Below are 24,785 nucleotides of genomic sequence, written 5' to 3' on the forward strand. Positions count from 1 at the left end.
TCACCCCTTCAAACGATGACTGAAGTGTTCCAGCGCCAGGCGATAGCCATGACTGCCAAAACCGGCCATCACCGCCGTTGCAATGGCGGATACGAACGAGTGGTGGCGGAAGGGTTCGCGGGCGTGGACGTTGGACAGGTGGACTTCGATCACCGGCAGTTCGCTGGCGACCAGGGCGTCGCGGATGGCGACCGAGGTGTGGGTCCACGCGGCAGGATTGATGATGATCCCGGCACAGCGACCGCGGGCGGCGTGAATCCAGTCGAGCAATTCGCCTTCATGGTTGGTTTGGCGAAACTCCACTGCCAGGCCGAACTCTTCGGCGCTACGTGCGCACAGGGCCGAAACGTCTGCCAGGGTTTCGTGGCCGTAAGTCGCCGGTTCACGGGTGCCGAGCAGGTTCAGGTTCGGGCCGTTGAGCACCAGAACGATAGGGGACATCGCAATCTCTCCGCTTATTATTTTTGGAATCGGCCGAGAATTTCGGCCTGTGGAGATAAATTGTACTAACTAGTTAATTTGGTCAATTGGAGTGAGGGCACGCGGGCGGGTTGTGGGCGGTGATCGGACACTTTCGCTGTTCAGCGCGGCAAATGCTCCACCAGAAAATCAATGAACGCCCTCAAGCGCAGCGGTACATGGCGACTTTGCGGGTACAGCAAGGTAAACGGCCGCGAACGCCCGCCATAGGGCTTGAGTACCTCCACCAGCGAGCCGTCGGCCAGTTCCTTTTCCACGATAAAACGATAGGTCTGAAACAACCCCGCCCCGTGTTTGGCCAAGGTGACGCCACCCAATACATCGTCAGAGCAACTGAGGCTGCCCTCGGCCAGAATCTCCCGGGGCACGCCCTCATCGTTGAACAACCAGGCAATGCGCCGACCGCTGCTGGGCAATTCGTATTGAATGCACTCGTGGTGTTCGAGGTCGTCGAGGGTTTGTGGAGTGCCGGCCCGTTTCAGGTAGTCAGGTCTGGCGATCATCACCAGGGCGGCATCTTCCAGCGGGCGGGCGATCAGGCCGGAATCCGGGATGGCTCGCACGCGAATTGCCATGTCGTAGCCTTCGCCGACGAAATCGATGTTGCGATTGCTGATGTGCGATTCGACCTTCACCGCCGGATAACGCGCCCGAAATTCGGGCAGCAAAGGCAGGATTCGATGATGCGCGTAGGTGGTTGGAATACTGATGCGCAAAGTACCGGACGGCACTTGCTGCTGGCCCATCACCTCGCGCTGGGCCTCGATCAGTTGCGCCAGGGCCAGGCGGCACTCCTCGTAATAGCGGCGGCCACTGTCAGTCAGCTTCACGCTGCGGGTGGTGCGCGCGAACAGGCGCACGCCCAGGCGTTCCTCCATGCGCGACACCGAACGGCTCACGGCCGCTGGGGTGACACCCGCCACCAGCGCCGCGGCAGTAAAACTGCCGGCCTCGGCGGCCAGGCAAAACAGCTCAATGCTGCCCAACTGAAGATCGTCGAATTGTCGCTGCATGATTGATTACACCGGGGATCAGATGAAGGGGCTTGATCAGTATTTATCAGGTGCCAGCGCCGTAATGAAAGGATTTCTTACCATTGCGCGCGGTGTTCCGCAGGGCTGGGTAACGGCAGGACACTAGTCTGAGGACGGAAGAAGTGATTCGACGGCCATTGCCAACGGTCGGATTTTCCAGAGAATGTCGAATCCTCGGATTCATTAACCTAACGGATGGGTTAGCATGAAGGTATGCAATTACAAAGGACTGTCGGTAGTGATCATGTTGCGAGACGAGCATTGTCCGCCTCATGCGCATGTGGAGGCCGGTACGTGGAGTGCGAGATTCAGGTTCTGCTTTTGGCACAACGGTGTCGAGCTCTGGGATGTAGTTCCGCTTTCGCGTCGGCCACCGTTGGCGGTGCTTGAGGGATTGCGCCAATCGCTCCAGCAACCTGCCCATTTGCGGCGCGCCCGGGGCATCTGGTGGCGAAAGTTACAAACGGCCTGTCTTGATAATCAATTGTGGGACTGGCAAAGCAACGAAGTCGTTGTGGTGAAAAGGGTTGTCAGTACCACCAACATGATTGGATCGGCTTGCTACGAACCCGAATCGAACAAGACGTTGCTGTCCCTGATAGGCACACAGGAAGGTGTGGAGATCGAGTTATGAAAACGATAAAAGCCAAGGTTCAGGCCGATAATCCCGTAACGGAAAGTAGCCTGGACAAAGCCATTGAACGTGGCGAATTACGTAGAAAAAATAGCCTGCAGGCGACAGCGGTTACCTACCAGCCCCCCTGCCTGGCTGTCAGCTTCGAAGACGGCAGCGGCGTATTGTTGCCCGTGGCCAACTATCCGGAGTTCGATGATTTTGAGGGCGGGGACTTCGCCAGTCTGACTGTCGGCTATGCGGGTACTGCCCTATGCCATGAAGGCAAGGACCTGCATGTATCGATCGCCGGGATGATTTCAGCGAGCAAGCCGCTGATGGCCATGGCGGCCTCGGTCGTCGCTTCGCGCAATGGTCGCCAGAGCAGCGCTGCAAAGTCTGAAGCCGCGCGGGCCAATGGCAGGAAGGGCGGGCGCCCGCGCAAGGTCGATGTTGTCTTGTAGGTACCCACAAAAAAGCCGTCGTGAAGACGGCTTTTTTGTACCTGGCAGGAGCATCAACGCCGGGTCAGCATCACCCCGGATTCCATGTGATGAGTCCACGGGAACTGGTCGAACATCGCGCATCGGGTGATGCGGTGGGTGTCGTGCAGTTGGGCGATGTTGGCTGCCAGGGTCTCCGGGTTGCAGGAGATGTACAGGATGTTGTCGAAGCGCCGGGTCAGCTCGCAGGTGTCCGGGTCCATGCCGGCGCGGGGCGGGTCGACGAACACGCTGCCGAACTCGTAGCTCTTGAGGTCGATGCCGTGCAGGCGGCGGAACGGACGCACTTCGTTCAGGGCTTCGGTCAGCTCTTCGGCGGACAAGCGCACCAGGGTGACGTTATCCACCGCGTTTTCGCTGAGGTTGCTCAAGGCCGCGTTGACCGAGGTCTTGCTGATTTCGGTGGCCAGCACTTTGCGCACGCGGGTGGCGAGGGGCAGGGTGAAGTTGCCGTTGCCGCAATACAGTTCCAGTAAGTCGTCGCTGCGATCGCCAAGCGCGTCGTATGCCCAGTTGAGCATCTTCTGGTTCACCGTGCCGTTGGGCTGGGTGAATGCACCTTCGGGCTGGCGATAGCTGAAGGTGCGGCCGCCGACTTCCAGCTTCTCGACCACGTAATCGTGACCGATGACTTCGCGCTTGCCCTTGGAACGGCCGATGATGCTGACGTTCAGGTCCGCCGCCAGTTTCGACGCCGCCGCATGCCAGTGCTCGTCCAGCGGGCGGTGATAGCACAGGGTGATCATCGCGTCGCCGGCCAGGGTGGTCAGGAACTCCACCTGGAACAGCTTGTGGCTCAGGGGCGCACTGGCTTGCCACGCTGCCTTGAGCTTGGGCATCAATTCATTGATGCGCAGGCTGGCAATCGGGAACTCTTCGATCAGGATCGGCGTGCGTTTGTCTTCCTGGGAAAACATCGCGTAGTGACGCTCGCCGGCTTCACGCCACAGGCGGAACTCGGCGCGCAGGCGAAAGTTTTTCAGCGGCGAATCGAATACGGCTGGCTCCGGTGCATCGAACGGGGCCAGCAGGTCACGCAAGCGCGTGACCTTTTCTTCGAGCTGAACGGCGTAGGCCTGGGAATCAAAAGTCATGCGTTGAACCAACCCAGCTTGATCACGAACAGAATCGACAGGATCACCAGCGCCGGGTTCAGCTCACGGCCGCGACCGGACATCAGCTTGATGGCGGTCCAGGAAATGAAACCGAAGGCGATGCCATTGGCGATGGAGTAAGTGAACGGCATTGCCAGCGCGGTGATCACCACCGGCGCGGCGACGGTAATGTCGTCCCAGTCTATTTCGGCCAGGCCGGATGTCATCAGCACGGCGACGAACAGCAGTGCCGGTGCGGTGGCGAAGGCCGGAACGCTGGCGGCCAGTGGCGAGAAGAACAGCGCCAGCAGGAACAGGATCGCCACCACGACGGCAGTCAGGCCGGTGCGGCCGCCGGCACTTACGCCCGCGGCGGATTCGATGTAGCTGGTGGTGGTCGAGGTGCCCAGCAGGGAACCGGCCATGGCGGCGGTGCTGTCAGCGATCAGCGCGCGGCCCATTTTAGGCATATGGCCGTCCTTGCCCATCAGGCCGGCGCGCTTGGCTACACCGATCAGGGTGCCGGAGTTGTCGAACAGATCGACGAACAGGAAGGCGAAGATCACGCTGACCAGACCTATGTCCAGCGCACCCTTGATGTCCAGTTGCAGGAAGGTCGGGGCCAGGGACGGTGGCATCGACATCACGCCGCCGAACGGGGTGAAGCCCATCACGATGGAAATGATGGTCACCACCAGAATGCCGATCAGCACCGCGCCGCGTACGGCAAGGGCTTCGAGGGCGACGATCAGGGCAAAACCGAGGGTAGCGAGGATCGGAGCCGGTTGTTTCAGGTCACCGAGGCCGACCATGGTCGCCGGGTTGCTGACCACGATGCCGGCGTTGTGCAGGGCGATCAACGCCAGGAACAGACCGATACCGGCGGCAATCGCCGAGCGCAGCGGCAGCGGGATGCTGTTGATGATCCATTCACGGATGCGGAAGATCGACAGCAGGAAGAAGCACACCGCCGAGATGAACACCGCACCCAGCGCCACTTGCCAGGTGTGACCCATGTGCAGGACCACGGTGTAGGTGAAGAAGGCGTTAAGGCCCATACCCGGTGCGAGGGCGATCGGGTAGTTGGCGATCAGGCCCATGGTCGTCGAGCCGATGGCGGCGGCCAGGCAGGTGGCGACGAACACCGCGCCCTTGTCCATGCCGGTCTCGCCGAGGATGCTCGGGTTGACGAACAGGATGTAGGCCATGGCCAAAAAGGTCGTGACGCCCGCCAGAATCTCGGTCCGCACGTTGGTGTTGTGTGCCTTGAGTTGAAACAGCCTTTCCAGCATGTCTGCTCCCCGTGGCGCGCCGGGCGCCGTGAATGTATCGACCTCAACAGCAAAGCACAGGCAGCAGAACGCGCCTGGAAATTACTGTGGGCCGGAAAAAGCCGCGCATCATACCAGTAGCTTGGGAATATGGCTGCTTTGGCGGTGATCGTCGTCGATGTTTTGCGACAAGGCCAAGTGCGCCATACTGCGCGCTGGTTTTTTTGGGGGGATGGGTCCTGCATGAAAAAGTGTCTGGTTGCCGCCTCCGGTGCATGGATGGCATTGATTCTTGGGGTCCAAATGGCCGTGGCGGCCTCGGCGCCACCGCTGACGCAATTGAAAGTGCTCAAGGTCGCGTCGCCGTCCTGTGGTGTCGAGAACATCGACGAAGGGCAAACCCGGACGCGCTGCGATCACAATGGCCCGAACATCATGGTGTACGTGCTGGAAGTGGGTTACGGGCGTGAGGCCCATGTCGCCCTCGACGGTTTCGACGTGAACGGCACACGGACAGCGGTTTGCGCGTTCAAGAACGGCAACCTGACCAGTTGCACCGCCGGGGAAAAAACCGTCGGCTATTTGTATGCCCTCGATCTGGCGGGCAAGCAGGAAGGCACGCTGACCTTCAGCGATACCTCGATCAATGCCCCCGGCAACACGATGTCGACGCAGCTTTACATCAAGTAATCACAGGTCTCGAACACGGGGCGGGAAAGCTGACTACGCTTAAATGATCATTCCGTGGACAGCGCCTGATGACCTTTAGAGCCTTGATTGCCCTCGCCGAGGGCACCGACGACCTGCAAACCGTGACCCTGATCGACGTACTGCGCCGTGCCAAGATAGAAGTGGTGGTGGCCAGTATCGAAGGGCGGCGCATGCTCACCTGCGCCCGGGGCACTCGCCTGACGTCCGATGCGATGCTGGTGGATTTGCTGGCACAACCCTTCGACCTGATTGCCTTACCCGGTGGTGCGGTGGGTTCGCAGCACCTGGCAGCACACCAGCCCCTGCAGCAATTGATCAAGGATCAGGCGGCGGCCGGTCGCCTGTTCGCCGGCATCGCCGAAGCGCCCGCCGTGGCACTGCAGGCCTTTGGCGTATTGCGTCAACGGCGCATGACCTGCCTGCCCACAGCCAGCCATCAACTGTCCGGTTGTACCTTTGTCGATCAACCGGTGGTGGTCGACGGCAATTGCATCACGGCCCAGGGCTCGGCTGCCGCATTGGCATTTGCCCTGGCGCTGGTAGAGCAACTCTGCGGTAAAGCCATACGTACGGCGTTGGAGGGGGAGTTGCTCGTTTAGAGAGCGTCAGACTTTCGCCTCTTCCTTCTCTTCATCTTTAGCCACGTGCATGCGATCGCGGCTCGCCAGAGTCGGGAACAGTTTGACCCACATCCCGGTCACCACCAGCGTACCGATCCCGCCCATGACCACCGCTGGCACAGTGCCGAACCAGTGGGCGGTCAGGCCCGATTCGAATTCGCCCAACTGGTTCGAGGCACCGATGAACAGACCATTGACGGCGCTGACCCGGCCACGCATTTCGTCCGGGGTTTCCAGTTGAACGAACGAGGCGCGGATCACCATGCTGATCATGTCTGCCGCGCCCAGCACCACCAACACCGCCAGGGAAAACCAGAACGAGGTCGACAGGCCGAAGGCGATGGTTGCCACGCCGAAGATGCCTACGGCAGTGAACATCACCCGCCCGACGTTGCGTTCCACGGCAAACCGCGCCAGGAACAGCGACATCAGCAGCGCGCCCACCGCCGGTGCCGAGCGCAGCAGGCCCAGCCCCCACGGGCCGGTCAGCAGAATGTCCTTGGCGAACACCGGCAGCAGCGCCGTGGCGCCACCTAATAGCACCGCAAACAGATCGAGGGAGATCGCCCCGAGAATGTCCGGACGACTGCGGATGAAGCGAATACCCGCCAGCAGCGAATCCAGAGTGGCCTTGCCCTTGTTGAGCGGGGTTTGCCGGGCCGGCAGGTTGAGCATCAGCGAACAGGCGATGACATACAGCAGCACCGTCGGGCCATACACCCAGACGCTGCCGAAGGCGTAGAGCAAACCGCCGAGGGCCGGGGCGACGATGGTGGCCGATTGCTGAGCCGATTGCGCGGCGGCGACCGCTCGGGGAAACAGCGCGCTGGGCACGATACTGGGCAGCAGGGCCTGGGTGGTGGGCATTTCAAAGGAGCGAGCCGCACCGAGCAGGAAGGCCAGGATAAAGATCATTTCCCGGGTGACATGGTCGGTGGCGCTGCCGATGGCCAGCGACAGGGCGATCAATGCCTGCAAGGACTGGCAGATCGCCGCGACCTTGCGCCTGTCATAGCGGTCGGCGACGTGCCCGGTGTGCAGCATGAACAGTACGCGCGGGGCGAACTCGACCAGGCCGACCAGACCCAGGTCGAGCACGTTGCCGGTCAATTGGTACAGGTTCCAGCCGATGGCTACGGTGAGCATCTGGAAGCCGCTGGCGGTAAATACCCGGGCCAGCCAGAACGCGAGAAAAGGGCGATGGTGACGTAACAGCAAGGGCTCTTGGCTGGGCATCTGCGGGGAAATCTGGGGAGAGGGGAACGGCGAGATTATCACCAACCTGTAACAAAAAGTTGCCGTGACAAAAAAATTAGTTAGCCAGACATCGATTTTCTCCAGGTTCCCACGGGGAATGTGTTGCTGGCGATGACAAAAGCCGTGAGGCAACTTGTCACGCGGCAAAAGACCACGCGGTTCATCCCCGAAATTGGGACTACTCTTTCAACGTTGATTGATCCAGGTCAAGACCCACAAAAGGAATTGATCCGGCGGCCGCAAGGCCAGACTCCCTGCGTTGTGATGCGTGCAAAAAGAAGAACAAACAGAGATTCGCCACACTCCATATCCGTGGGGGCCGTGGGTGCAGGCTTCCAGCCAGCAGCCGTACTACCTGACAGAGGAAGACTTATGTTCGGTTTAGAGGCACTTGATCTCGCCCGAATTCAGTTCGCGTTCACCATCTCGTTCCACATCCTGTTTCCGGCCATCACCATCGGCCTGGCGAGTTACCTGGCGGTACTCGAAGGCCTGTGGCTGAAAACCCATAACGACACCTACCGTGACCTCTACCATTTCTGGTCGAAGATCTTTGCCGTCAACTTCGGCATGGGAGTGGTTTCGGGCCTGGTAATGGCCTATCAGTTCGGCACCAACTGGAGCCGCTTCTCGGATTTCGCCGGTTCCGTGACCGGGCCGTTGCTGACCTATGAAGTACTCACGGCATTCTTCCTCGAGGCCGGGTTCCTGGGCGTCATGCTGTTTGGCTGGAACAAGGTCGGGCGTGGCCTGCACTTCTTCGCCACCGTGATGGTGGCCATCGGTACGTTGATCTCCACGTTCTGGATTCTCGCGTCCAACAGCTGGATGCAGACCCCACAGGGCTTCGAAATCGTCAACGGTCAGGTCATCCCCACCGACTGGCTGGCGATTATCTTCAACCCTTCGTTCCCGTATCGCCTGATGCACATGGCCACGGCAGCCTTCGTCGCCACGGCATTCTTCGTCGGTTCTTCCGCGGCCTGGCATTTGCTGCGCGGCAAGGACAACCCGGCGATCCGCAAAATGCTCTCGATGGCCATGTGGATGGCATTGATCGTCGCGCCGATCCAGGCGGTCATCGGTGATTTCCACGGTCTCAATACGCTCAAGCATCAGCCGGCGAAAATCGCCGCGATCGAGGGGCATTGGGAAAACAAGGGCAACGAGGCGACGCCGCTGATCCTGTTCGGCTGGCCGGACATGAAGGAGGAAAAAACCAGATTCGCTGTCGAGATCCCGTACCTGGGCAGCCTGATCCTCACGCACTCCCTGGACAAACAGGTGCCGGCGCTCAAGGAGTTCCCGCCTGAAGACCGGCCGAATTCGACCATCGTGTTCTGGTCGTTCCGGGTCATGGTAGGCCTGGGCATGCTGATGATCTTCACCGGTTTGTGGAGCCTGTGGCTGCGCAAGCGCGACACCCTCTATACCTCGCGGCCGTTCCTGTACCTGGCATTGTGGATGGGGCCGTCCGGCCTGATCGCGATCCTCGCCGGCTGGTTCACCACGGAAATCGGCCGTCAACCATGGGTGGTCTATGGCCTGATGCGTACGGCGGATGCGTCGTCCAACCATAGCTTCATGCAGATGAGCATCACCCTGATCCTGTTCGTCGTGGTTTATTTCGCGCTGTTTGGCGCCGGTCTTGGCTACATGATGCGCCTGGTGCGCAAGGGGCCGAAGATCGACGAAGGCAAGGAAACCAACGACGGTGGCCCCGGCCAGAAACGCACACCGGCCCGTCCGCTGTCGGCCGCCGACGACGATCACGCCGATGCCGGCCAAAGCCTGACCAAGGAGATTTGAATCATGGGTATTGATCTTCCGCTGATCTGGGCCGTGATCATCATCTTCGGCATCATGATGTACGTGGTCATGGACGGTTTCGACCTGGGCATCGGCATTCTCTTCCCGTTCATTCCGGGCAAGACCGATCGCGATGTGATGATGAACACCGTCGCCCCGGTCTGGGACGGCAACGAGACCTGGCTGGTGTTGGGGGGCGCGGCGTTGTTCGGCGCGTTTCCTCTGGCCTATTCAGTGGTGCTCTCGGCGTTGTACCTGCCGCTGATCCTGATGTTGATCGGGTTGATCTTCCGCGGCGTGGCCTTCGAGTTCCGCTTCAAGGCCAGGGACGACAAGCGTCACCTGTGGGACAAGGCGTTCATCGGTGGTTCGGTCACCGCGACGTTCTTCCAGGGCGTTGCGCTTGGCGCGTTCATCGATGGGCTGCCGGTGGTCAACCGGCAGTTCGCCGGTGGTTCGCTGGACTGGCTGACACCGTTCACGATGTTCTGTGGTGCGGCGCTGGTGGTGGCGTATGCCTTGCTCGGATGTACCTGGCTGATCATGAAGACCGAAGGCAAATTGCAGGAACAGATGCATGACCTGGCACGACCATTGGCCTTCGTGCTGCTGGCGGTGATCGGCATCGTCAGTATCTGGACTCCGTTGGCCCACACGGATATCGCCGCTCGCTGGTTCACCATGCCGAATCTGTTCTGGTTCATGCCGGTGCCAATCCTGGTGCTGGTGACAATGTACGGCCTGATCCGCGCCGTGGCCCGCAACGCGCACTACACGCCGTTCCTGCTGACCCTGGTGCTGATCTTCCTCGGTTACAGCGGGCTGGGCATCAGCCTGTGGCCGAACATCATCCCGCCTTCGATCTCGATCTGGGACGCCGCCGCGCCGCCGCAAAGCCAGGGCTTCATGCTGGTGGGCACGCTGTTCATCATCCCGTTCATCCTGGGCTACACCTTCTGGAGCTATTACGTGTTCCGCGGCAAGGTCACCCATGAAGACGGCTATCACTAGTCTGCTGCACAACGAACCTGTGGGAGCGAGCTTACTCCGGGCGGCGTTCCGACGATGGCGTCGGATGCGACGCCATCAATCTTGAAGAGGATTGACGTTATGGCTGCAAAACATTCCCTGCACGACATTGAAGAAGCCGAAAAAAAGCCGCTGTGGCAGCGGCTCGGCTGGTTGGCCCTTATCTGGGTCGGCAGCGTGGGCGCCTTGTTCATCGTCGCCAGCCTGATGCGTATGTTCATGAACGCAGCCGGCCTGACCACGCACTGACATCTCTCCCGTGGCCTAAGGGCACGGATTTACGACCCTCCGACCGGAGGGTTTTTTTTGCCTGTTACTTGCGTGCCTTGAGGATCACGAATTTCGGGTTGGCCGCCACTTGCTCGACCCCCCGGAACAATCGCGCCAGCTTGCTGTGGTAGCCCAGGTGACGATTGCCGACGATGTACAGCGCGCCGCCCACGACCAGCGCTTCGCGGGCCTGCTGGAACATCCGCCACGCCAGGAAGTCGCCCACCACCTGTTGCTGGTGAAACGGTGGATTGCACAGTACGACGTCGAGCGATTGCGGTTCCTGGCCGGCCAGGCCATCGCCGGCGCGCACGATCACTTCCCGTTCACCCAAGGCTGCGCGCCAGTTCTCGGACGCCGATTGCACCGCCATGAATGACTCGTCCACCAGCGTGTAGTGGGCCTCGGGGTTTTGCAGGGCGCTGGCGATGGCCAGGACGCCGTTACCGCAACCGAGATCGGCGACTTGCGCCGAGCCGAGGTTTTTCGGCAGGTGTGGCAAAAATGCCCGGGTGCCGATGTCCAGGCCTTCGCGGCAAAACACATTGGCGTGGTTGAGCAGTTCGATAGCCGGTTCATCGAGTCTGTATCGCGTTGGGTAAGGCGACACTGCTGGCGTTTTGTCCTGAGCCGTGGCAATCAATAACCGCGCCTTCTTCACCGCCAACGAGGCTTGCACGGGGCCGATGTAACGCTCCAGCAAGTCGCCCGCCGCCCGGGGCAGATGCTTGATCATGGCTGCGGCGACCACTTGGGCGCCGGGTGCCAGTTGGCCTTGCAGGCGAATCAGTTGTTCTTCCAGCAGGGCCAGGGTTTTCGGTACACGGATCAGAACGCAGTCGAACGGCCCGGCAATGGCTTCGCTGGCGGGTATGCTCGGCACCGCATCAAAGGCCAGGCCGTTGCGCACCAGGTTCTTTTCCAGACCCTGCGTGGCCAGGAACGAATCACCGCTGCTGACCACTCGCACCTTGCCCGCCAGGCTGGCCGCCAGCGCGCCGAAACTGTCATTGAGCACCAATACCCGGGTGTCCGACGCCGGCTGCTGTTCGGCCAGGTGATTGAGCAGGTATTCATCGGCCGCATCGAAAGCTTGCAGCGGTTCGTTCTGCTGTTCGGGCTGGCGGATCAGGTCGAGGCTGGCGAAGGGTGTTTCGAGCAAAGGCATGGGGCGGGGCTCTGGGTAATCTACGGATGTCCCGCTGCCCGAAGGCGTTGGAGCGGGCGGAGCCGTCCGAGTGAACTGCGTCGTGACGGTCTACACGCCATCACTCAGGAAGGACCGCAAATGGTACGTTTTTTTTGCCTGGATTACCCGCAGGTTTTCTCGCGGGCGGGCGCTTTCAGATGGCTCCGGACCGGGCCGCGGCGATGACTGCCGCAATCTTGTTATTGACGCCGAACTTCTCGATAGCCCTGTGCACATGAAAATTGACGGTGCGTTCACTCAAACTGAGAATCCTGGCAATTTCATAGGCCGTCTTGCCATCGGCTGAGAGTTTCAATACTTCGAGTTCCCTCCGTGACAAGGGGGGAGCCTGGGGGCGAGCCGGTTTTTCCGGGTGCATTGCGAGCGCCAGTGCGTGCAAATGGCGGCTGATGAATACCGAGAATCCAAGATGCTCGTACAGCTCATAGGCTGAAATCGGGCAGTGGCTTCTGGCCAGGCTGAGAATACTGCGCAGGCCGGTTTCCTCATCGTGGATCCCCTGGGACCAGCCATGCTGCAAACCTTGTTGCTGCAGCAACTGCCATAGCCATGGCGTCCTGGAAAAAAGCTCTTCGCTCCAGAGAACGGGCAGCGTTGAGTGATTGCAATGCGCTATTACCGGGTCTATTTGCGTGACGTTGTTTTTTTCATATTGAACGTTCCACTCATGGGGAAAATTGTTCAGGTTCACCGTACTGGCGTCGGCTCCGACTGAGTTAGAAGTAACTGAAAATCCACAAAATTTATATCCAAGGTTTCTAACGAAGTTGAGCGCGATTCGATAGGCCGTATTGATCTCTTGCGTGTGCGCCAAATGATTGAGCTGTGACTCCTTCCAAATCTCCATAGTATTTTCTCCATGTGCGTATTGTCCGTTGGCAGTATTGGATCCGAAATGCGGCACGTCACGGAGTGTAGGACAGTTCTTACAGAAATGGTCCGACAATTTTGCTCTTTTGACTGTTGGGAAAGTGTGTTGAAGGTTCTTAGACAATGGAGGTGTTATAAGATGTCGTGTGGCATTTTGTAATCATTGATGTATGTCGCATTTGGTAAACAGTCTTTGGTATGGATTAATGTCACTACAAATTGTCGGTGGTTACGCCGCTTTCTTTGCGGGACACTGGGGCATCTTCGATTGGAGCCTTCCATGTCCGTCAGTGAAGAAAAATTTACCCGTCAGACCCTGCTTGAGGTTCATCCCCTGACCCAGAGCCTGTTTACCTTGCGTGCCACCCGGGACGCAGGGTTTCGGTTTCGGGCGGGGCAGTTTGCCCGATTGGGTGTCACCAAGGCTGACGGCAGCACGGTATGGCGCGCCTACTCCATGGTGTCCTCGCCCTATGACGAGTTCCTCGAGTTCTTTTCAATTGTCGTACCGGGCGGTGAGTTCACCAGCGAGCTCAGCCGCCTGGGGGTTGGCGATGCATTGCTGGTCGACCGCCAGGCGTTCGGTTACCTGACGCTGGACCGTTTTGTCGATGGGCGCGATCTGTGGCTGTTATCCACAGGCACGGGCATCGCGCCGTTCCTGTCGATACTCCAGGACTTCGAAGTCTGGGAGCGATTCGAGCGGATCATCCTGGTCTACAGCGTTCGCGAAGCCCGGGAACTGGCTTATCAGGAGCTGATCGCCGGGCTGGCCCAGCGTGATTATCTGGCAGAGTACGCACACAAACTGCAATTCATCACCACGGTCACTCGTGAGCAGCATCCCGGTTCATTGAACGGGCGGATCACTACGCTGATTGAAAACGGCGAACTGGAGCGCGCGGCGGGTGTTGCGCTGACCCCTGAGCATTCTCGGGTCATGTTGTGTGGCAACCCGCAGATGATCGATGACACGCGCAAGCTGCTTAAACAGCGGGACATGCACTTGAGCCTCAGCCGGCGCCCCGGCCAGGTGGCGGTAGAAAATTTCTGGTAAAAAAAACGGCGCCTCGAAGGCGCCGTACTTTTTTGCCAATGCCGTCAAGGCCGGTTGTTCTGGGCCTTGAGCAAGTCGCGGATCTCGCCCAGCAACTCTTCTTCCTTGGTTGGAACCGGCGGCAGGCTAGGGGCCACGGCCTCTTCGCGCTTCAGGCGGTTGATGGCCTTGACGCCCATGAAGATCGCGAAGGCGACAATGACAAAGTCGATGATGGTCTGGAAGAATTTGCCATAAGCCAGGACTACCGCCGGAGTCGCGCCGTCCGCTGCCTTGAGCGTTACGACCAGATCAGTGAAGTCCACGCCACCGATCAGCATCCCGATTGGCGGCATGATCAGGTCACCGACAAACGAGGTAACGATCTTGCCGAAGGCCGCACCGATAATGATGCCGACGGCCATGTCGACCACGTTGCCTTTGACCGCGAAGGCCTTGAACTCATTTAGCACGCCCATAGGTTATTTCCTTGTTACAGATGAGATTGATGAGCGCAGTGTAAATCAGCAAATCGCATTCTGCTCGAATCAACTGCCTGCCGTGCTTGCAGCAATCGACGGCGGGTGATGTTGAAAAACGCACCGATTGATCTCAACTGTGGGGTGGCCAGGCCTTTTGCGGTGTTTTGCATACGACGTTTTTCAGCGATATGGCTTCTATGTGTGAGCGAGCCAGGGTCAAGGGACTATCCCTGGATCGGGACGTTAAGTTAATCGGGTAGTTAGAAGTCGGCGGGTGGAATGTGGACTGTTTGGTTAGTTTCGGGGTTGGCAAGTTGCGTATTTTTCTTGGTTAATAACCGCGCATTATGTAGGTGTATTTGAGGTTGTGTTTTAAATGTGTAAATGAATAAGGTTTGTATAGGTTTTCAAGTTGCGCAATAGAGCTTGTCTCTAGAGTTTGTTGGTTATATTGAACAAAAAACTTATACAAGGCTTGTAAGTGAGTGTGTATCAATCTGTCTGAGTTTAATGAGGCTGTTTGAAGTCACCAAAAGGGTTGCGAAGTATCCGGCCGCACTCGCGCGCTTCAGCTGAGCTATCATCGCGTTTTTTTCCGGGAGTTCCGATGGCCAAGGCCAAGCGCATGTACGGCTGCACCGAGTGCGGCTCAACCTTCCCCAAATGGGCCGGCCAGTGCGGTGAGTGCGGAGCCTGGAACACGCTCACCGAAACCATGGTGGAAAGCGGCGGGGCAGCCGCCCCCAGCGGTCGTACCGGGTGGACCGGCCAGCAGGCGCAGATCAAGACCCTGGCCGAAGTCAGTGTCGAAGAAATTCCGCGCTTCTCCACCGCTTCCAGCGAGCTCGACCGGGTTCTGGGTGGCGGTCTGGTGGATGGCTCGGTGGTGCTGATCGGTGGCGACCCCGGCATCGGCAAGTCGACCATTCTGTTGCAAACCTTGTGCAACCTCGCCAAGAGCATGCCGGCGCTGTACGTCACCGGCGAAGAATCCCAGCAACAAGTGGCCATGCGTGCGCGGCGCCTGGGGTTGCCCCAGGATCAACTGCGGGTCATGACCGAAACCTGCATCGAAACCATCATTGCCACGGCTCGTCAGGAAAAGCCCAAGGTGATGGTGATCGATTCGATCCAGACGATCTTTACCGAGCAACTGCAATCGGCACCGGGGGGCGTATCCCAGGTGCGTGAAAGCGCGGCGTTGCTGGTGCGTTACGCCAAACAGAGCGGCACAGCGATTTTCCTGGTGGGCCACGTCACCAAGGAAGGCGCGCTGGCTGGCCCTCGGGTGCTGGAACACATGGTCGACACCGTGCTGTATTTCGAAGGCGAGTCCGACGGGCGCCTACGTTTGTTGCGGGCAGTGAAGAACCGTTTCGGTGCGGTCAATGAACTGGGTGTGTTCGGCATGACCGACAAGGGCCTGAAAGAAGTCTCCAACCCCTCGGCGATTTTTCTGACCCGTGCCCAGGAAGAAGTCCCGGGTAGCGTGGTGATGGCAACCTGGGAAGGCACGCGGCCGATGCTGGTGGAGGTTCAGGCGCTGGTGGACGACAGCCACCTGGCCAACCCCCGTCGGGTCACGCTGGGGCTGGATCAGAACCGGCTGGCAATGTTGCTGGCGGTGCTGCACCGCCACGGTGGCATTCCGACCCACGACCAGGACGTGTTTCTCAACGTGGTCGGCGGAGTCAAGGTGCTGGAAACGGCGTCCGACCTGGCATTGATGGCGGCGGTGATGTCCAGTTTGCGCAACCGGCCGTTGCCCCATGATCTGCTGGTATTCGGTGAGGTCGGGCTTTCCGGTGAGGTGCGTCCGGTGCCGAGCGGTCAGGAGCGCTTGAAGGAAGCCGCCAAGCACGGGTTCAAGCGGGCCATCGTGCCCAAGGGCAATGCGCCGAAGGAGGCGCCGGCTGGGTTGCAGATTATTGCTGTTACGCGTCTGGAGCAGGCGTTGGATGCATTGTTCGAATAGTTTCTGGTCAATACACAACCCCGTGGGAGCCCGCGGCTTCTAGATTTCGATCAGCGCACCCAACTCTCGCTCCAGCTCCCGCGGATCAGCGAGATTGAGCTCGATCAATCGCCGCAGGCGTTCGATGGACTCCAGACTGATGTGCAGGCAGACAAAGCCGAGTTGGCCATGGTCGTCGTGGGCCAGTTGCACATCCATGGTGATGTCGGCCTCTTCGCTCAGATGAATGTCGACCAGGAAATCCTGCTGTGGATTGCCCAGCCAGGGATCGGGTCGCTCGATCAGCAAGCCCTTGAGCGACAGGTCGATCAACTTCACCGGCCACGTTGACTCACCCTGGCTCAGCTCGGTTCGGGCATCGAACGCAATACGTTTGAAGCGGCGACGTTCGGCAGGGTGCTCGCTCATGGCGCGATCCTCGGAAATGTACGCTGACTATAGACCCGCATGATCAGAGGCTGCCAGCGCGTGCAGGTGTCTAGACCAATGTCGGGGTATGGTCTTTGCCGTCAGGAGCGCTAAACTCGGGGTGGCTGTCTTTCTTGTCCACTCTGGCTGGAATAATAAAATGAAAAATAATAATAGCCCGCTACGCCATTTGCCTTGGCTGGTGCTGGCAATCGTAGGTGCGTGCGCCCTGGGTGTCGTGGCATTGCGCCGAGGCGAGGCAATCAACGCCTTGTGGATTGTGGTCGCTGCCGTGGCCATCTATCTGGTCGCCTACCGCTACTACAGTCTGTTCATCGCTAACAATGTCATGCAACTCGATGCGCGACGGGCCACTCCCGCTGTGCTCAATAATGACGGTCTGGACTACGTTCCAACCAACAAGCACATTCTTTTTGGTCACCACTTTGCGGCCATCGCTGGCGCGGGACCTCTGGTCGGCCCGGTATTGGCGGCGCAGATGGGCTACCTGCCCGGCACGCTGTGGCTGATCGCCGGCGTGGTGCTGGCCGGTGCCGTTCAGGACTTCATGGTCCTGTTCATGTCCACCCGCCGCAACGGGCGTTCCCTGGGGGACATGGTCCGTGAGGAAATGGGCCGCATCCCCGGCACCATCGCGCTGTTCGGCTGCTTCCTGATCATGATCATCATCCTCGCGGTGCTGGCACTGATCGTGGTCAAAGCCCTGGCCGAAAGCCCTTGGGGGATTTTCACGGTGATGGCGACCATCCCGATCGCGATGTTCATGGGCATCTACATGCGCTACATCCGCCCGGGTCGTATCGGTGAGATCTCGGTGATCGGCGTATTGCTGCTGCTGGGTTCGATCTGGCTCGGCGGGCAGATTGCCGCGGATCCGGTGTGGGCCAAGGCGTTCAGCTTTACCGGTATCCAGATCACCTGGATGCTGATCGGCTACGGTTTTGTCGCGGCGGTACTGCCGGTGTGGCTGATCCTGGCACCGCGTGACTATCTGTCGACCTTCCTGAAAATCGGCACCATCGTCGCCCTGGCCATCGGCATCCTGGTGACCATGCCCGAGCTGAAAATGCCGGCCCTGACCCAGTTTGTCGACGGCACTGGCCCGGTATGGAAGGGCGGTCTGTTCCCGTTCCTGTTCATCACCATCGCTTGTGGTGCGGTATCAGGTTTCCACGCGCTGATTTCCTCCGGCACTACGCCGAAGCTGCTGGATAACGAAACCAACGCCCGCTACATCGGCTACGGCGGCATGCTGATGGAATCGTTCGTGGCGATCATGGCCATGGTTGCCGCTTCAGTGATCGAGCCTGGCGTGTACTTCGCCATGAACAGCCCGGCGGCCGTGGTCGGCGGTGATGTGGTGGCCGTTGCGACAGCCGTCAGCAACTGGGGCTTTGCGATTACCCCGGAAGCCCTGCAAGCGGTGGCCCACGATATTGGTGAAACCACCATCCTGGCCCGTGCCGGTGGTGCGCCGACCCTGGCGGTCGGTATCGCGCAGATCCTGCACAGTGTTCTGCCGGGCGAGAACACCATGGCGTTCTGGTACCACTTCGCGATCCTGTTCGAAGCGCTGTTCATCCTGACTGCCGTGGATGCCGGCACCCGTGCCGGGCGTTTCATGCTGCAGGACTTGCTCGGCTCCTTCGTTCCGGCGCTCAAGCGCACCGAATCCTGGACCGCCAACCTGATCGCCACCGCCGGTTGCGTGGCCATGTGGGGCTGGTTGCTGTACCAGGGCGTGATCGATCCGTTGGGTGGCATCAATACCCTGTGGCCACTGTTCGGTATCTCCAACCAGATGCTGGCCGGTATCGCGCTGATGCTCGGCACCGTCGTGCTGATCAAGATGAAACGCCAGCGTTATGTCTGGGTCACCATGTTGCCAGCCGTATGGCTGTTGATCTGCACCACGACAGCGGGCTTCATCAAGCTGTTCGATGCCAACCCGGCGATCGGCTTCCTGGCCCTGGCGAAGAAATACAGCGATGCCCTGGCCAACGGCCAGATCCTCGCCCCGGCCAAGGACATCACCCAGATGCAGCACGTGATCTTCAACGCCTACACCAACGCAACGCTGACCGCGCTGTTCCTGTTCGTGGTGTTCAGCATCCTGTTCTATGCACTCAAGGTCGGTATTGCCGCCTGGGGTAAAAAAGAGCGTACGGATAAAGAGTCGCCATTCCAGGCGCTGCCGGATGCGTAACCAGAGGATTGCAGCATGTTCAATGACTTGAGTCGCCTCGGTAAATACCTCGGACAGGCCGCGCGCCTGATGGTCGGGATGCCCGACTACGACAACTATGTCGAGCATATGCAGACCAAGCACCCGGATAAACCGGTGATGAGCTATGAGATGTTCTTTCGGGAGCGTCAGGAAGCCCGTTACGGTGGCAAGGGTGGGCCGAAGTGCTGTTGATCCGGATTGCGGGTTAACAGCAAAACCTGTGGGAGCGAGCCTGCTCGCGAAAGCGGTGTCCCAGTCAGCCTATTTGTTGAAGCTGACGGCCCCTTCGCGAGCAGGCTCGCTCCCACATTTGTTTTGTGTTGTTTATCAGTTTTGTGAAACTGGAGATCAATTTTGTCCTCTCCCATCCCCGTAACAATCCTCAGCGGCTTCCTCGGCGCCGGCAAGACTACCCTGTTGCGTCACCTGCTCAAGGCCGAGCACGGTCTGAAAATTGCCGTGATCGAGAATGAATTCAGCGATGCCGGTATCGATACCCAGTTGTTGGGCGATGAGCCGGTACAAGTGATGACGCTGTCCAACGGCTGCGTCTGCTGCACCATCCACACCGACCTGACTAAAGCGCTTTATCTGTTGCTCGAGCGTCTGGACCGGGGCGACATCGCCTTCGACCGCCTGGTGATCGAATGCACCGGCCTGGCTGATCCGGCACCGGTGGCGCAAACCTTTTTCATCGACGAAGAGTTGCGTGAGCGCTATATCCTCGACGGCATCATTACCCTGGTCGACGCGGCACATGCAGACCTGCACCTGACCCAGACCATCGCCCAGGCGCAGGTCGGATTCGCCGACCGCTTGCTGGTGAGCAAGCGCGACCTGGTGGACGAAGCGACCTTCACCGCGTTGAGCGAACGCCTGACCCGCATCAACCGGCGTGCGCCGATCCGCATGGTTGACCACGGCAAGATCGACCTGGCCGAGTTGCTCGATGTGCGCGGTTTCAACCTCAACGCCGACCTCGGTGGCGGCGTGAGTTTGCGCCCGGTCAGCCAGGCAGCTCCGTCTATCGACCGCATTTCCAGTCTGGTGCTGCGCACTGAAAAACCGCTGGATATCGACAAGCTCAGCGAGTTCATGAACGAACTGCTGGAGGAGCATGGCAAGCAGTTGCTGCGCTACAAAGGCGTGTTGAGCATTCTTGGTGAATCCCGTCGCATGGTGTTTCAGGGGGTGCTGAAGCTTTATGGTTTTGACTGGGATACCGAGTGGGCGGAAGACGACGTGCGCGAAAGCGTGATCGTGTTCATTGCCGATGACTTGCCGGAAAAAAAGATCCGCGAGGGGTTTGCGCGGGTGGCTGCGCAGTAACGTCAAAAATTGCAGTGAGCCCTGAGCCGCCATCGCGAGCAGGCACGCTCCCACACTTGAAGTGCAGTTCCCTGTGGGGGCGAGCCTGCTCCGGGCGGCGTTCCGCCGAAAGCGGACTAACCTGCGGCACAGTTTTGGCCCAGTACTGATGCAGGACTCAGCAACAAATCTTCCAGGTAATCCAGATACCGGTTGAGCGCGACTTGGGCCGTCGCGGCATCGCCTCGCTCCAGCGCATCCAGAATCTCCATGTGCTCCACGCAATATTCCTTCTGCTGCAGATCAATCTGCGCAATCGCCAAGGAAGTCAGCGGTACCAGGCTCTCAAGGAAATGCGCTAGCGGTGCATTCCCCGCCATTTGTGCCAACTGCAGATGAAACTCTCCCGACAAGCGAATCGCCCGGCCACGCTCGGTGCACTGATGCTCGTTATCGACCAGTGTCCGCAGGCGCTTCAAGTCTTGCGCGCAGGGTCGCTGACACGCCAGCCGCACCAGCATGATCTCGGCCAGGCGCCGGGCGTGCAGTGTCTGCCGGGTCTGCTCGGCATCAAGCTCGGCGACGCGGGGACGATGGTTGACCCGAAGGATGATGATCTGCTGGTGGGACAGCCGCGTCAGCACATCACGCATGTCGCTGCGCCTTGCACCGAACATCTGCGCCAGGCTTTCTTCGGTAAAGCGACTGGCCGAATGGATGCGCTGTTCGAAAATGGCATCGAGGACACGCGAATACAGATCATCCACCGAAGGGCGGACGGGCAGGGTAGCGAGCGTTTGTGGCGAGGCGAAGCTGTTCATGGCCAATCTCCAGTTCGAAGAGGTTTCAACTGCCGAGGTTGTCTTCCGGGATGTTCAGTTCGATGCCCATGCGCTGGCCTTCGCACAAAATGTGCCGGCGCATCTCGGCGCTGGCCTGGGCGCTGTTCTTATTGCGGATCGCGCGCACCACGGCTTCGTTTTCTTCAAGGCGTTCAGCCAGATGCTCCGGGGAGTTGCGCAACACTTCGGCGCTTTGCTTGAGGGCATTGCTGGTTTGCTGGACCACGCTCTGGAAGATCGGGTTCGACGTCAGCGTGAACAGCTCTTCGTGGAACGCGATGTAGGCGCTTACGCCAGCTTCACTGTCATTGGCCTCCAGGGCTTCGCGCATGTCCATCAGGGTCAGGCGCAGTTGCCCGACCTCCTTGCTGCTGATGGACTGCGCCACGAGGCCGACGATGAACGGTTCGAGCGTGTAGCGCAGTTGCAGCACGTCTTCCAGGCTCGCTGCGGCCACTGCACTGTCATGCGCCTGGTTGTCAGCGAGATTGGCTTCGAGCACCACCACGCCTTTGCCCGGCATCGAACGCACCAGGCCAAGGGTTTCCAGGACGATGACGGCTTCACGCAGGCTCGGGCGGCTGATACCCAGCTGTTCGGCCAGTTCACGTTGCCCCGGCAGCATTTCGCCGGAGCGCCACTGACCTCGGGCCAAGGCGGCCCGTAGTTTTTCCACGACTGAAGTTACGACGGTCGACGAGGTAATCACTGTTCGCTCCATGAGCATTTAAAAGTGGTGAAGATGTGCCGGCCAAGGCGAGGCCGGCACACCGTTGATTCAGAATTCCTGCTGATGTGCCGGTGCAATCGGTTTTCTTGGCTGGAAGGTATAACCCGCCTGGCCCGAAAGTACCTTGTTCGCCCGCTGCACATCGATGTCCTTTTCCCATCGCGCGATGGCGACGGTCGCCACGCAGTTACCGATCAGGTTGGTCAGCGCCCGGCCGATCCCCATGAACCAGTCCACGGCCAGCACCAGCACCAGGCCCACCACCGGAATGGCCGGAATGGCTGTCAGGGTGGCCGCCAGAATCACCAGCGCCGAGCCCGGAATACCGTGGGCCCCCTTGGAGGTGATCAACGATACCAACAGAATCGTCAGCAGGTCGGTCATTGCCAGCGGCGTGCCGGTGGCATTGGCGATGAACACGATGGCCAGGGTCAGGTAGATCGAGAAACCGTCGAGGTTGAACGAGTAACCCGTTGGAATCACCAGCCCGACCGTCGAACTGCCGATGCCCAGGTGCTCAAGCTTGCGCATGATTTGAGGCAGCACAGCGTCGGACGAAGCGGTGCCCATGACGATCAGCAGTTCTTCGCGCAGGTACTTGAGCAACGGCCACATCTTCAAGCCGGAGAGGCGCATCACCAGGCCGAGAATCAGCGTCACGAAAGCCACGCAGGTCAGGTAGAACAGGCCGACCAGGCTGCCCAGGTGTTGCAGCGAGTCCAGGCCATACTTGCTGGTGGTGAAGGCGATCGCACCGAACACACCGATCGGCGCCAGGCGCACGATCATGCCCATGATGCGGAAAATCACGTGGCTGAGTTCATTGATCAGCCGCGAAATGCCCGATGCCGCCTCGCCCACCAGATTCAGCGCACTGCCGAACAGCACAGAGAACAGGAGGACTTGCAGGATGTTGTTATCGGCAAAGGCACCGATCACCGACGTCGGAATCAGGTCCATCAGGAACTGTGTGGTGGTGTGCATGTGCTGGCCGCGCTGGGCAATGTCGCCCATGTCGGCTGCGGAAAGCTGCTCCAGGTGAATGTTCGCGCCGCTGCCGATACCGGTGCTGAAGGCAAACACCAGACCGATCACCAGAGCGATGGTGGTCAGGATTTCAAAGTAGATCACCGATTTTAGGCCGATACGGCCGACCTTCTTCAGGTCGCCGGCACCGCTGATGCCGCTGACCACTACGCAAAATACAATCAAGCCAATGAGCATTTTGATCAGCTTGATAAAACCGTCACCGAGCGGTTTGAGCTGAGCGGAGTATTCGGGAAGGGTCAGCCCACAGACGATGCCGAGCACCAGTCCGAGAACCACTTGGAGGAAGATTGAACGCGAGCACCATCTGAGCATGGGAGGAATCCTGGTCGGTGTCCTGGCTGCCGTGTGCGGAGCACATCAGATTCAGGACTTAATTATTGTGGTCTTACCGGTATGTCCAGTGCAGGCGCAGTCTAGGCGCTATTTTTGGGTGTTCGCAAGTAAAAATTAGAGAATTGGCATGACCGGTCTTACCAGTTGGTGAGTGAGCCCGGTTTAGAGCCTTTCCCCCGACTGAATAAAAAACGGGCGAAAAAAAACCGGCCATCTCTGGCCGGTTTTTATAGCTACGGTTTAACGGGCTGATTAAGCGCCGTACACCGGCAGCTTCTTGCAGATGGCCTTGACCTTCTCACGAACGGCATCGATCACCGCTTCGTTGTTCAGGTCAGCCAGGATGTCGCAGATCCAGCCGGCCAGTTCCTTGCACTCTGCTTCCTTGAAGCCACGAGTGGTCACAGCCGGGGTGCCGAAGCGCAGGCCGGAGGTGACGAACGGGGAACGTGGATCGTTTGGCACGGAGTTCTTGTTCACGGTGATGAACGCTTTGCCCAGCGCGGCATCGGCGTCTTTACCGGAGATTTCCTGCTTGATCAGCGACAGCAGGAACAGGTGGTTCTGAGTACCACCGGAAACCACGTCGAAACCGCGCTCGATGAACACGCTGGCCATGGCCTGGGCGTTCTTCACCACTTGCTGCTGGTAAACCTTGAACTCAGGCTGCAGCGCTTCCTTGAAACAGATCGCCTTGGCCGCGATCACGTGCTCCAGAGGACCACCCTGAGCGCCCGGGAATACGGCGGAGTTCAGCTTCTTCTCGATATCGGCGTTGGCGCGAGCCAGGATCAGGCCACCACGTGGACCGCGCAGGGTCTTGTGGGTGGTGGTGGTCACGACGTCAGCGAATGGAACCGGGTTCGGGTAGACGCCAGCGGCGACCAGACCGGCCACGTGGGCCATGTCGACGAACAGGTAGGCACCTACTTTGTCGGCGATTGCACGGAAGCGCGGGAAGTCGAGGATCTGCGAGTAGGCAGAGAAACCGGCCACGATCATTTTCGGCTTGTGCTCAACGGCCAGGCGCTCGACTTCGTCGTAGTCGATCAGGCCGTTGGCGTCGATGCCGTACTGGATGGCGTTGTACAGCTTGCCCGAAGACGAAACGCTGGCACCGTGGGTCAGGTGACCGCCGTGGGCCAGGCTCATGCCCAGGATGGTGTCGCCGGCCGACAGCAGGGCCAGGTAAACGGCGCTGTTGGCTTGCGAACCGGCGTGCGGCTGAACGTTGGCGTAGTCGGCGCCGAACAGCTCTTTGGCGCGGTCGATAGCCAGCTGCTCGACGATGTCTACGTACTCGCAACCACCGTAGTAGCGCTTGCCCGGGTAACCTTCGGCGTACTTGTTGGTCAGTACCGAGCCTTGGGCTTCCATCACAGCAGGGCTGGTGTAGTTTTCCGAAGCGATCAGCTCAATGTGCTCTTCCTGGCGCTGAGCTTCTTGCTCCATGGCGGCAAAGAGATCGGCGTCGTACTTGGCAATAGTCAAATCACGGCTGAACATGGCGGTCCTCAAGGATCGGGGGCGGAAAAGGGGGGCATTCTAACCCAATGGGTTTTAGATGGCATATGAAACGGCATCATGTCGCAGACAAGTGGC

General features: G+C 59.5%; 25 protein-coding genes. 12 read left to right on the forward strand and 13 right to left on the reverse strand.

Features of this window, described 5'->3' with window-relative positions; all coding sequences use genetic code 11:
* A complete protein-coding gene (aroQ, locus tag ACM6G4_RS25325) occupies positions 1-441 on the reverse strand; it encodes a type II 3-dehydroquinate dehydratase (RefSeq protein WP_056728761.1) in 441 nt (146 codons plus the stop codon).
* A 140-nt stretch (positions 442-581) separates the two neighbouring features.
* Complete coding sequence (locus ACM6G4_RS25330) at positions 582-1,493, reverse strand: LysR substrate-binding domain-containing protein (protein ID WP_414914851.1); 912 nt, start codon at positions 1,491-1,493, stop codon at positions 582-584.
* A 226-nt stretch (positions 1,494-1,719) separates the two neighbouring features.
* On the opposite strand from ACM6G4_RS25330, the gene ACM6G4_RS25335 reads away from it, so the two are divergent.
* Together ACM6G4_RS25335 and ACM6G4_RS25340 are read left to right on the forward strand one after the other, a co-directional pair.
* Positions 1,720-2,148: a hypothetical protein gene (locus tag ACM6G4_RS25335; RefSeq protein ID WP_046041741.1), complete on the forward strand. Its 429-nt coding sequence runs from the start codon at positions 1,720-1,722 to the stop codon at positions 2,146-2,148.
* Positions 2,145-2,591 carry a DUF2442 domain-containing protein gene (locus ACM6G4_RS25340; protein ID WP_414914852.1) on the forward strand — a complete coding sequence of 149 codons (447 nt, stop codon included), beginning with the start codon at positions 2,145-2,147 and terminating at the stop codon, positions 2,589-2,591. The genes ACM6G4_RS25335 and ACM6G4_RS25340 overlap by 4 nt, the downstream gene beginning before the upstream one ends.
* A 53-nt stretch (positions 2,592-2,644) precedes the next feature.
* Here the strand turns inward: ACM6G4_RS25340 and trmA are convergent, their stop codons facing one another.
* Both trmA and ACM6G4_RS25350 read right to left on the reverse strand, forming a co-directional pair.
* Complete coding sequence (gene trmA, locus ACM6G4_RS25345) at positions 2,645-3,724, reverse strand: tRNA (uridine(54)-C5)-methyltransferase TrmA (RefSeq protein ID WP_414914853.1); 1,080 nt, start codon at positions 3,722-3,724, stop codon at positions 2,645-2,647.
* Positions 3,721-5,016, reverse strand: coding sequence for an NCS2 family permease (locus ACM6G4_RS25350; protein WP_056728755.1), 1,296 nt, complete (start codon positions 5,014-5,016; stop codon positions 3,721-3,723). The genes trmA and ACM6G4_RS25350 overlap by 4 nt, the downstream gene beginning before the upstream one ends.
* 222 nt (positions 5,017-5,238) lie before the next feature.
* On the opposite strand from ACM6G4_RS25350, the gene ACM6G4_RS25355 reads away from it, so the two are divergent.
* On the forward strand, positions 5,239-5,685 hold the full coding sequence (locus tag ACM6G4_RS25355; protein ID WP_056728990.1) for a DUF4879 domain-containing protein: 447 nt from the start codon (positions 5,239-5,241) through the stop codon (positions 5,683-5,685).
* Between the two features lie 68 nt (positions 5,686-5,753).
* Entirely contained in the window at positions 5,754-6,305 is a 552-nt protein-coding gene (locus ACM6G4_RS25360) for a DJ-1 family glyoxalase III (RefSeq protein WP_414914854.1), read from the forward strand.
* Between the two features lie 6 nt (positions 6,306-6,311).
* On the opposite strand, the gene ACM6G4_RS25365 is transcribed toward ACM6G4_RS25360, so the two are convergent.
* Complete coding sequence (locus tag ACM6G4_RS25365) at positions 6,312-7,562, reverse strand: MFS transporter (protein WP_414914855.1); 1,251 nt, start codon at positions 7,560-7,562, stop codon at positions 6,312-6,314.
* Positions 7,563-7,955: 393 nt separating this feature from the next.
* Between ACM6G4_RS25365 and ACM6G4_RS25370 the strand changes: the two genes are divergently transcribed.
* From ACM6G4_RS25370 to ACM6G4_RS25380, 3 genes are all read left to right on the forward strand, one after another.
* Positions 7,956-9,392, forward strand: a complete 1,437-nt coding sequence (locus ACM6G4_RS25370; RefSeq protein WP_056728752.1) for a cytochrome ubiquinol oxidase subunit I — start codon at positions 7,956-7,958, stop codon at positions 9,390-9,392.
* A 3-nt stretch (positions 9,393-9,395) separates the two neighbouring features.
* The gene (cydB, locus tag ACM6G4_RS25375) at positions 9,396-10,403 is read left to right on the forward strand and encodes a cytochrome d ubiquinol oxidase subunit II (protein ID WP_056728750.1); all 1,008 of its coding nucleotides are present in this window, start codon (positions 9,396-9,398) and stop codon (positions 10,401-10,403) included.
* A 99-nt stretch (positions 10,404-10,502) separates the two neighbouring features.
* Positions 10,503-10,670, forward strand: a complete 168-nt coding sequence (locus ACM6G4_RS25380) for a DUF2474 domain-containing protein (RefSeq protein WP_082563037.1) — start codon at positions 10,503-10,505, stop codon at positions 10,668-10,670.
* A gap of 64 nt (positions 10,671-10,734) precedes the next feature.
* Here the strand turns inward: ACM6G4_RS25380 and ACM6G4_RS25385 are convergent, their stop codons facing one another.
* A complete protein-coding gene (locus ACM6G4_RS25385; RefSeq protein ID WP_056728749.1) occupies positions 10,735-11,859 on the reverse strand; it encodes a methyltransferase in 1,125 nt (374 codons plus the stop codon).
* 175 nt (positions 11,860-12,034) lie between these two features.
* The gene (locus ACM6G4_RS25390) at positions 12,035-12,748 is read right to left on the reverse strand and encodes a helix-turn-helix transcriptional regulator (protein WP_056728747.1); all 714 of its coding nucleotides are present in this window, start codon (positions 12,746-12,748) and stop codon (positions 12,035-12,037) included.
* Positions 12,749-13,051: 303 nt separating this feature from the next.
* Between ACM6G4_RS25390 and ACM6G4_RS25395 the strand changes: the two genes are divergently transcribed.
* The gene (locus tag ACM6G4_RS25395; RefSeq protein WP_056728745.1) at positions 13,052-13,828 is read left to right on the forward strand and encodes a ferredoxin--NADP reductase; all 777 of its coding nucleotides are present in this window, start codon (positions 13,052-13,054) and stop codon (positions 13,826-13,828) included.
* Between the two features lie 44 nt (positions 13,829-13,872).
* On the opposite strand, the gene mscL is transcribed toward ACM6G4_RS25395, so the two are convergent.
* Entirely contained in the window at positions 13,873-14,286 is a 414-nt protein-coding gene (mscL, locus tag ACM6G4_RS25400) for a large-conductance mechanosensitive channel protein MscL (protein ID WP_056728743.1), read from the reverse strand.
* A 610-nt stretch (positions 14,287-14,896) separates the two neighbouring features.
* Here mscL and radA point away from each other — a divergent pair.
* The gene (radA, locus tag ACM6G4_RS25405) at positions 14,897-16,264 is read left to right on the forward strand and encodes a DNA repair protein RadA (RefSeq protein WP_223541998.1); all 1,368 of its coding nucleotides are present in this window, start codon (positions 14,897-14,899) and stop codon (positions 16,262-16,264) included.
* Positions 16,265-16,303: 39 nt separating this feature from the next.
* Here radA and ACM6G4_RS25410 read toward each other — a convergent pair whose 3' ends face one another.
* The gene (locus ACM6G4_RS25410; protein ID WP_414914856.1) at positions 16,304-16,672 is read right to left on the reverse strand and encodes a PilZ domain-containing protein; all 369 of its coding nucleotides are present in this window, start codon (positions 16,670-16,672) and stop codon (positions 16,304-16,306) included.
* Positions 16,673-16,832: 160 nt separating this feature from the next.
* Between ACM6G4_RS25410 and ACM6G4_RS25415 the strand changes: the two genes are divergently transcribed.
* The 3 genes from ACM6G4_RS25415 to yjiA all read left to right on the forward strand — a co-directional run bounded on the left by ACM6G4_RS25415 (position 16,833) and on the right by yjiA (position 20,249).
* Positions 16,833-18,899 (forward strand): carbon starvation CstA family protein, encoded by a 2,067-nt coding sequence (locus ACM6G4_RS25415; protein ID WP_090451508.1) that lies wholly within the window; start codon positions 16,833-16,835, stop codon positions 18,897-18,899.
* Between the two features lie 15 nt (positions 18,900-18,914).
* Positions 18,915-19,112 (forward strand): YbdD/YjiX family protein, encoded by a 198-nt coding sequence (locus ACM6G4_RS25420; RefSeq protein ID WP_007895266.1) that lies wholly within the window; start codon positions 18,915-18,917, stop codon positions 19,110-19,112.
* A gap of 162 nt (positions 19,113-19,274) precedes the next feature.
* A complete protein-coding gene (gene yjiA, locus ACM6G4_RS25425) occupies positions 19,275-20,249 on the forward strand; it encodes a GTPase (RefSeq protein ID WP_414914857.1) in 975 nt (324 codons plus the stop codon).
* A 116-nt stretch (positions 20,250-20,365) separates the two neighbouring features.
* Here yjiA and ACM6G4_RS25430 read toward each other — a convergent pair whose 3' ends face one another.
* The 4 genes from ACM6G4_RS25430 to glyA all read right to left on the reverse strand — a co-directional run bounded on the left by ACM6G4_RS25430 (position 20,366) and on the right by glyA (position 24,689).
* Positions 20,366-21,049, reverse strand: a complete 684-nt coding sequence (locus tag ACM6G4_RS25430; RefSeq protein ID WP_414914858.1) for a GntR family transcriptional regulator — start codon at positions 21,047-21,049, stop codon at positions 20,366-20,368.
* Positions 21,050-21,074: 25 nt separating this feature from the next.
* On the reverse strand, positions 21,075-21,779 hold the full coding sequence (locus ACM6G4_RS25435; RefSeq protein WP_414914859.1) for a FadR/GntR family transcriptional regulator: 705 nt from the start codon (positions 21,777-21,779) through the stop codon (positions 21,075-21,077).
* 69 nt (positions 21,780-21,848) lie between these two features.
* Positions 21,849-23,162, reverse strand: coding sequence for a C4-dicarboxylate transporter DctA (locus ACM6G4_RS25440; protein WP_056728732.1), 1,314 nt, complete (start codon positions 23,160-23,162; stop codon positions 21,849-21,851).
* A gap of 273 nt (positions 23,163-23,435) precedes the next feature.
* Positions 23,436-24,689, reverse strand: coding sequence for a serine hydroxymethyltransferase (glyA, locus tag ACM6G4_RS25445; protein WP_056728729.1), 1,254 nt, complete (start codon positions 24,687-24,689; stop codon positions 23,436-23,438).
* Positions 24,690-24,785 lie beyond the last annotated feature (96 nt).

Source organism: Pseudomonas sp. IT-P258 (genome assembly GCF_949767825.1).
In the GTDB taxonomy this organism is placed as follows: Bacteria; Pseudomonadota; Gammaproteobacteria; order Pseudomonadales; family Pseudomonadaceae; genus Aquipseudomonas; species Aquipseudomonas monachiensis.

Coding starts and splice junctions, on each gene's coding strand:
- aroQ (WP_056728761.1), bottom strand. CDS start 441: ATGTCCCCTATCGTTCTGGTGCTCAACGGCCCGAACCTGAACCTGCTC.
- ACM6G4_RS25330 (WP_414914851.1), bottom strand. CDS start 1,493: ATGCAGCGACAATTCGACGATCTTCAGTTGGGCAGCATTGAGCTGTTT.
- ACM6G4_RS25335 (WP_046041741.1), top strand. CDS start 1,720: ATGAAGGTATGCAATTACAAAGGACTGTCGGTAGTGATCATGTTGCGA.
- ACM6G4_RS25340 (WP_414914852.1), top strand. CDS start 2,145: ATGAAAACGATAAAAGCCAAGGTTCAGGCCGATAATCCCGTAACGGAA.
- trmA (WP_414914853.1), bottom strand. CDS start 3,724: ATGACTTTTGATTCCCAGGCCTACGCCGTTCAGCTCGAAGAAAAGGTC.
- ACM6G4_RS25350 (WP_056728755.1), bottom strand. CDS start 5,016: ATGCTGGAAAGGCTGTTTCAACTCAAGGCACACAACACCAACGTGCGG.
- ACM6G4_RS25355 (WP_056728990.1), top strand. CDS start 5,239: ATGAAAAAGTGTCTGGTTGCCGCCTCCGGTGCATGGATGGCATTGATT.
- ACM6G4_RS25360 (WP_414914854.1), top strand. CDS start 5,754: ATGACCTTTAGAGCCTTGATTGCCCTCGCCGAGGGCACCGACGACCTG.
- ACM6G4_RS25365 (WP_414914855.1), bottom strand. CDS start 7,562: ATGCCCAGCCAAGAGCCCTTGCTGTTACGTCACCATCGCCCTTTTCTC.
- ACM6G4_RS25370 (WP_056728752.1), top strand. CDS start 7,956: ATGTTCGGTTTAGAGGCACTTGATCTCGCCCGAATTCAGTTCGCGTTC.
- cydB (WP_056728750.1), top strand. CDS start 9,396: ATGGGTATTGATCTTCCGCTGATCTGGGCCGTGATCATCATCTTCGGC.
- ACM6G4_RS25380 (WP_082563037.1), top strand. CDS start 10,503: ATGGCTGCAAAACATTCCCTGCACGACATTGAAGAAGCCGAAAAAAAG.
- ACM6G4_RS25385 (WP_056728749.1), bottom strand. CDS start 11,859: ATGCCTTTGCTCGAAACACCCTTCGCCAGCCTCGACCTGATCCGCCAG.
- ACM6G4_RS25390 (WP_056728747.1), bottom strand. CDS start 12,748: ATGGAGATTTGGAAGGAGTCACAGCTCAATCATTTGGCGCACACGCAA.
- ACM6G4_RS25395 (WP_056728745.1), top strand. CDS start 13,052: ATGTCCGTCAGTGAAGAAAAATTTACCCGTCAGACCCTGCTTGAGGTT.
- mscL (WP_056728743.1), bottom strand. CDS start 14,286: ATGGGCGTGCTAAATGAGTTCAAGGCCTTCGCGGTCAAAGGCAACGTG.
- radA (WP_223541998.1), top strand. CDS start 14,897: ATGGCCAAGGCCAAGCGCATGTACGGCTGCACCGAGTGCGGCTCAACC.
- ACM6G4_RS25410 (WP_414914856.1), bottom strand. CDS start 16,672: ATGAGCGAGCACCCTGCCGAACGTCGCCGCTTCAAACGTATTGCGTTC.
- ACM6G4_RS25415 (WP_090451508.1), top strand. CDS start 16,833: ATGAAAAATAATAATAGCCCGCTACGCCATTTGCCTTGGCTGGTGCTG.
- ACM6G4_RS25420 (WP_007895266.1), top strand. CDS start 18,915: ATGTTCAATGACTTGAGTCGCCTCGGTAAATACCTCGGACAGGCCGCG.
- ACM6G4_RS25430 (WP_414914858.1), bottom strand. CDS start 21,049: ATGAACAGCTTCGCCTCGCCACAAACGCTCGCTACCCTGCCCGTCCGC.
- ACM6G4_RS25440 (WP_056728732.1), bottom strand. CDS start 23,162: ATGCTCAGATGGTGCTCGCGTTCAATCTTCCTCCAAGTGGTTCTCGGA.
- glyA (WP_056728729.1), bottom strand. CDS start 24,689: ATGTTCAGCCGTGATTTGACTATTGCCAAGTACGACGCCGATCTCTTT.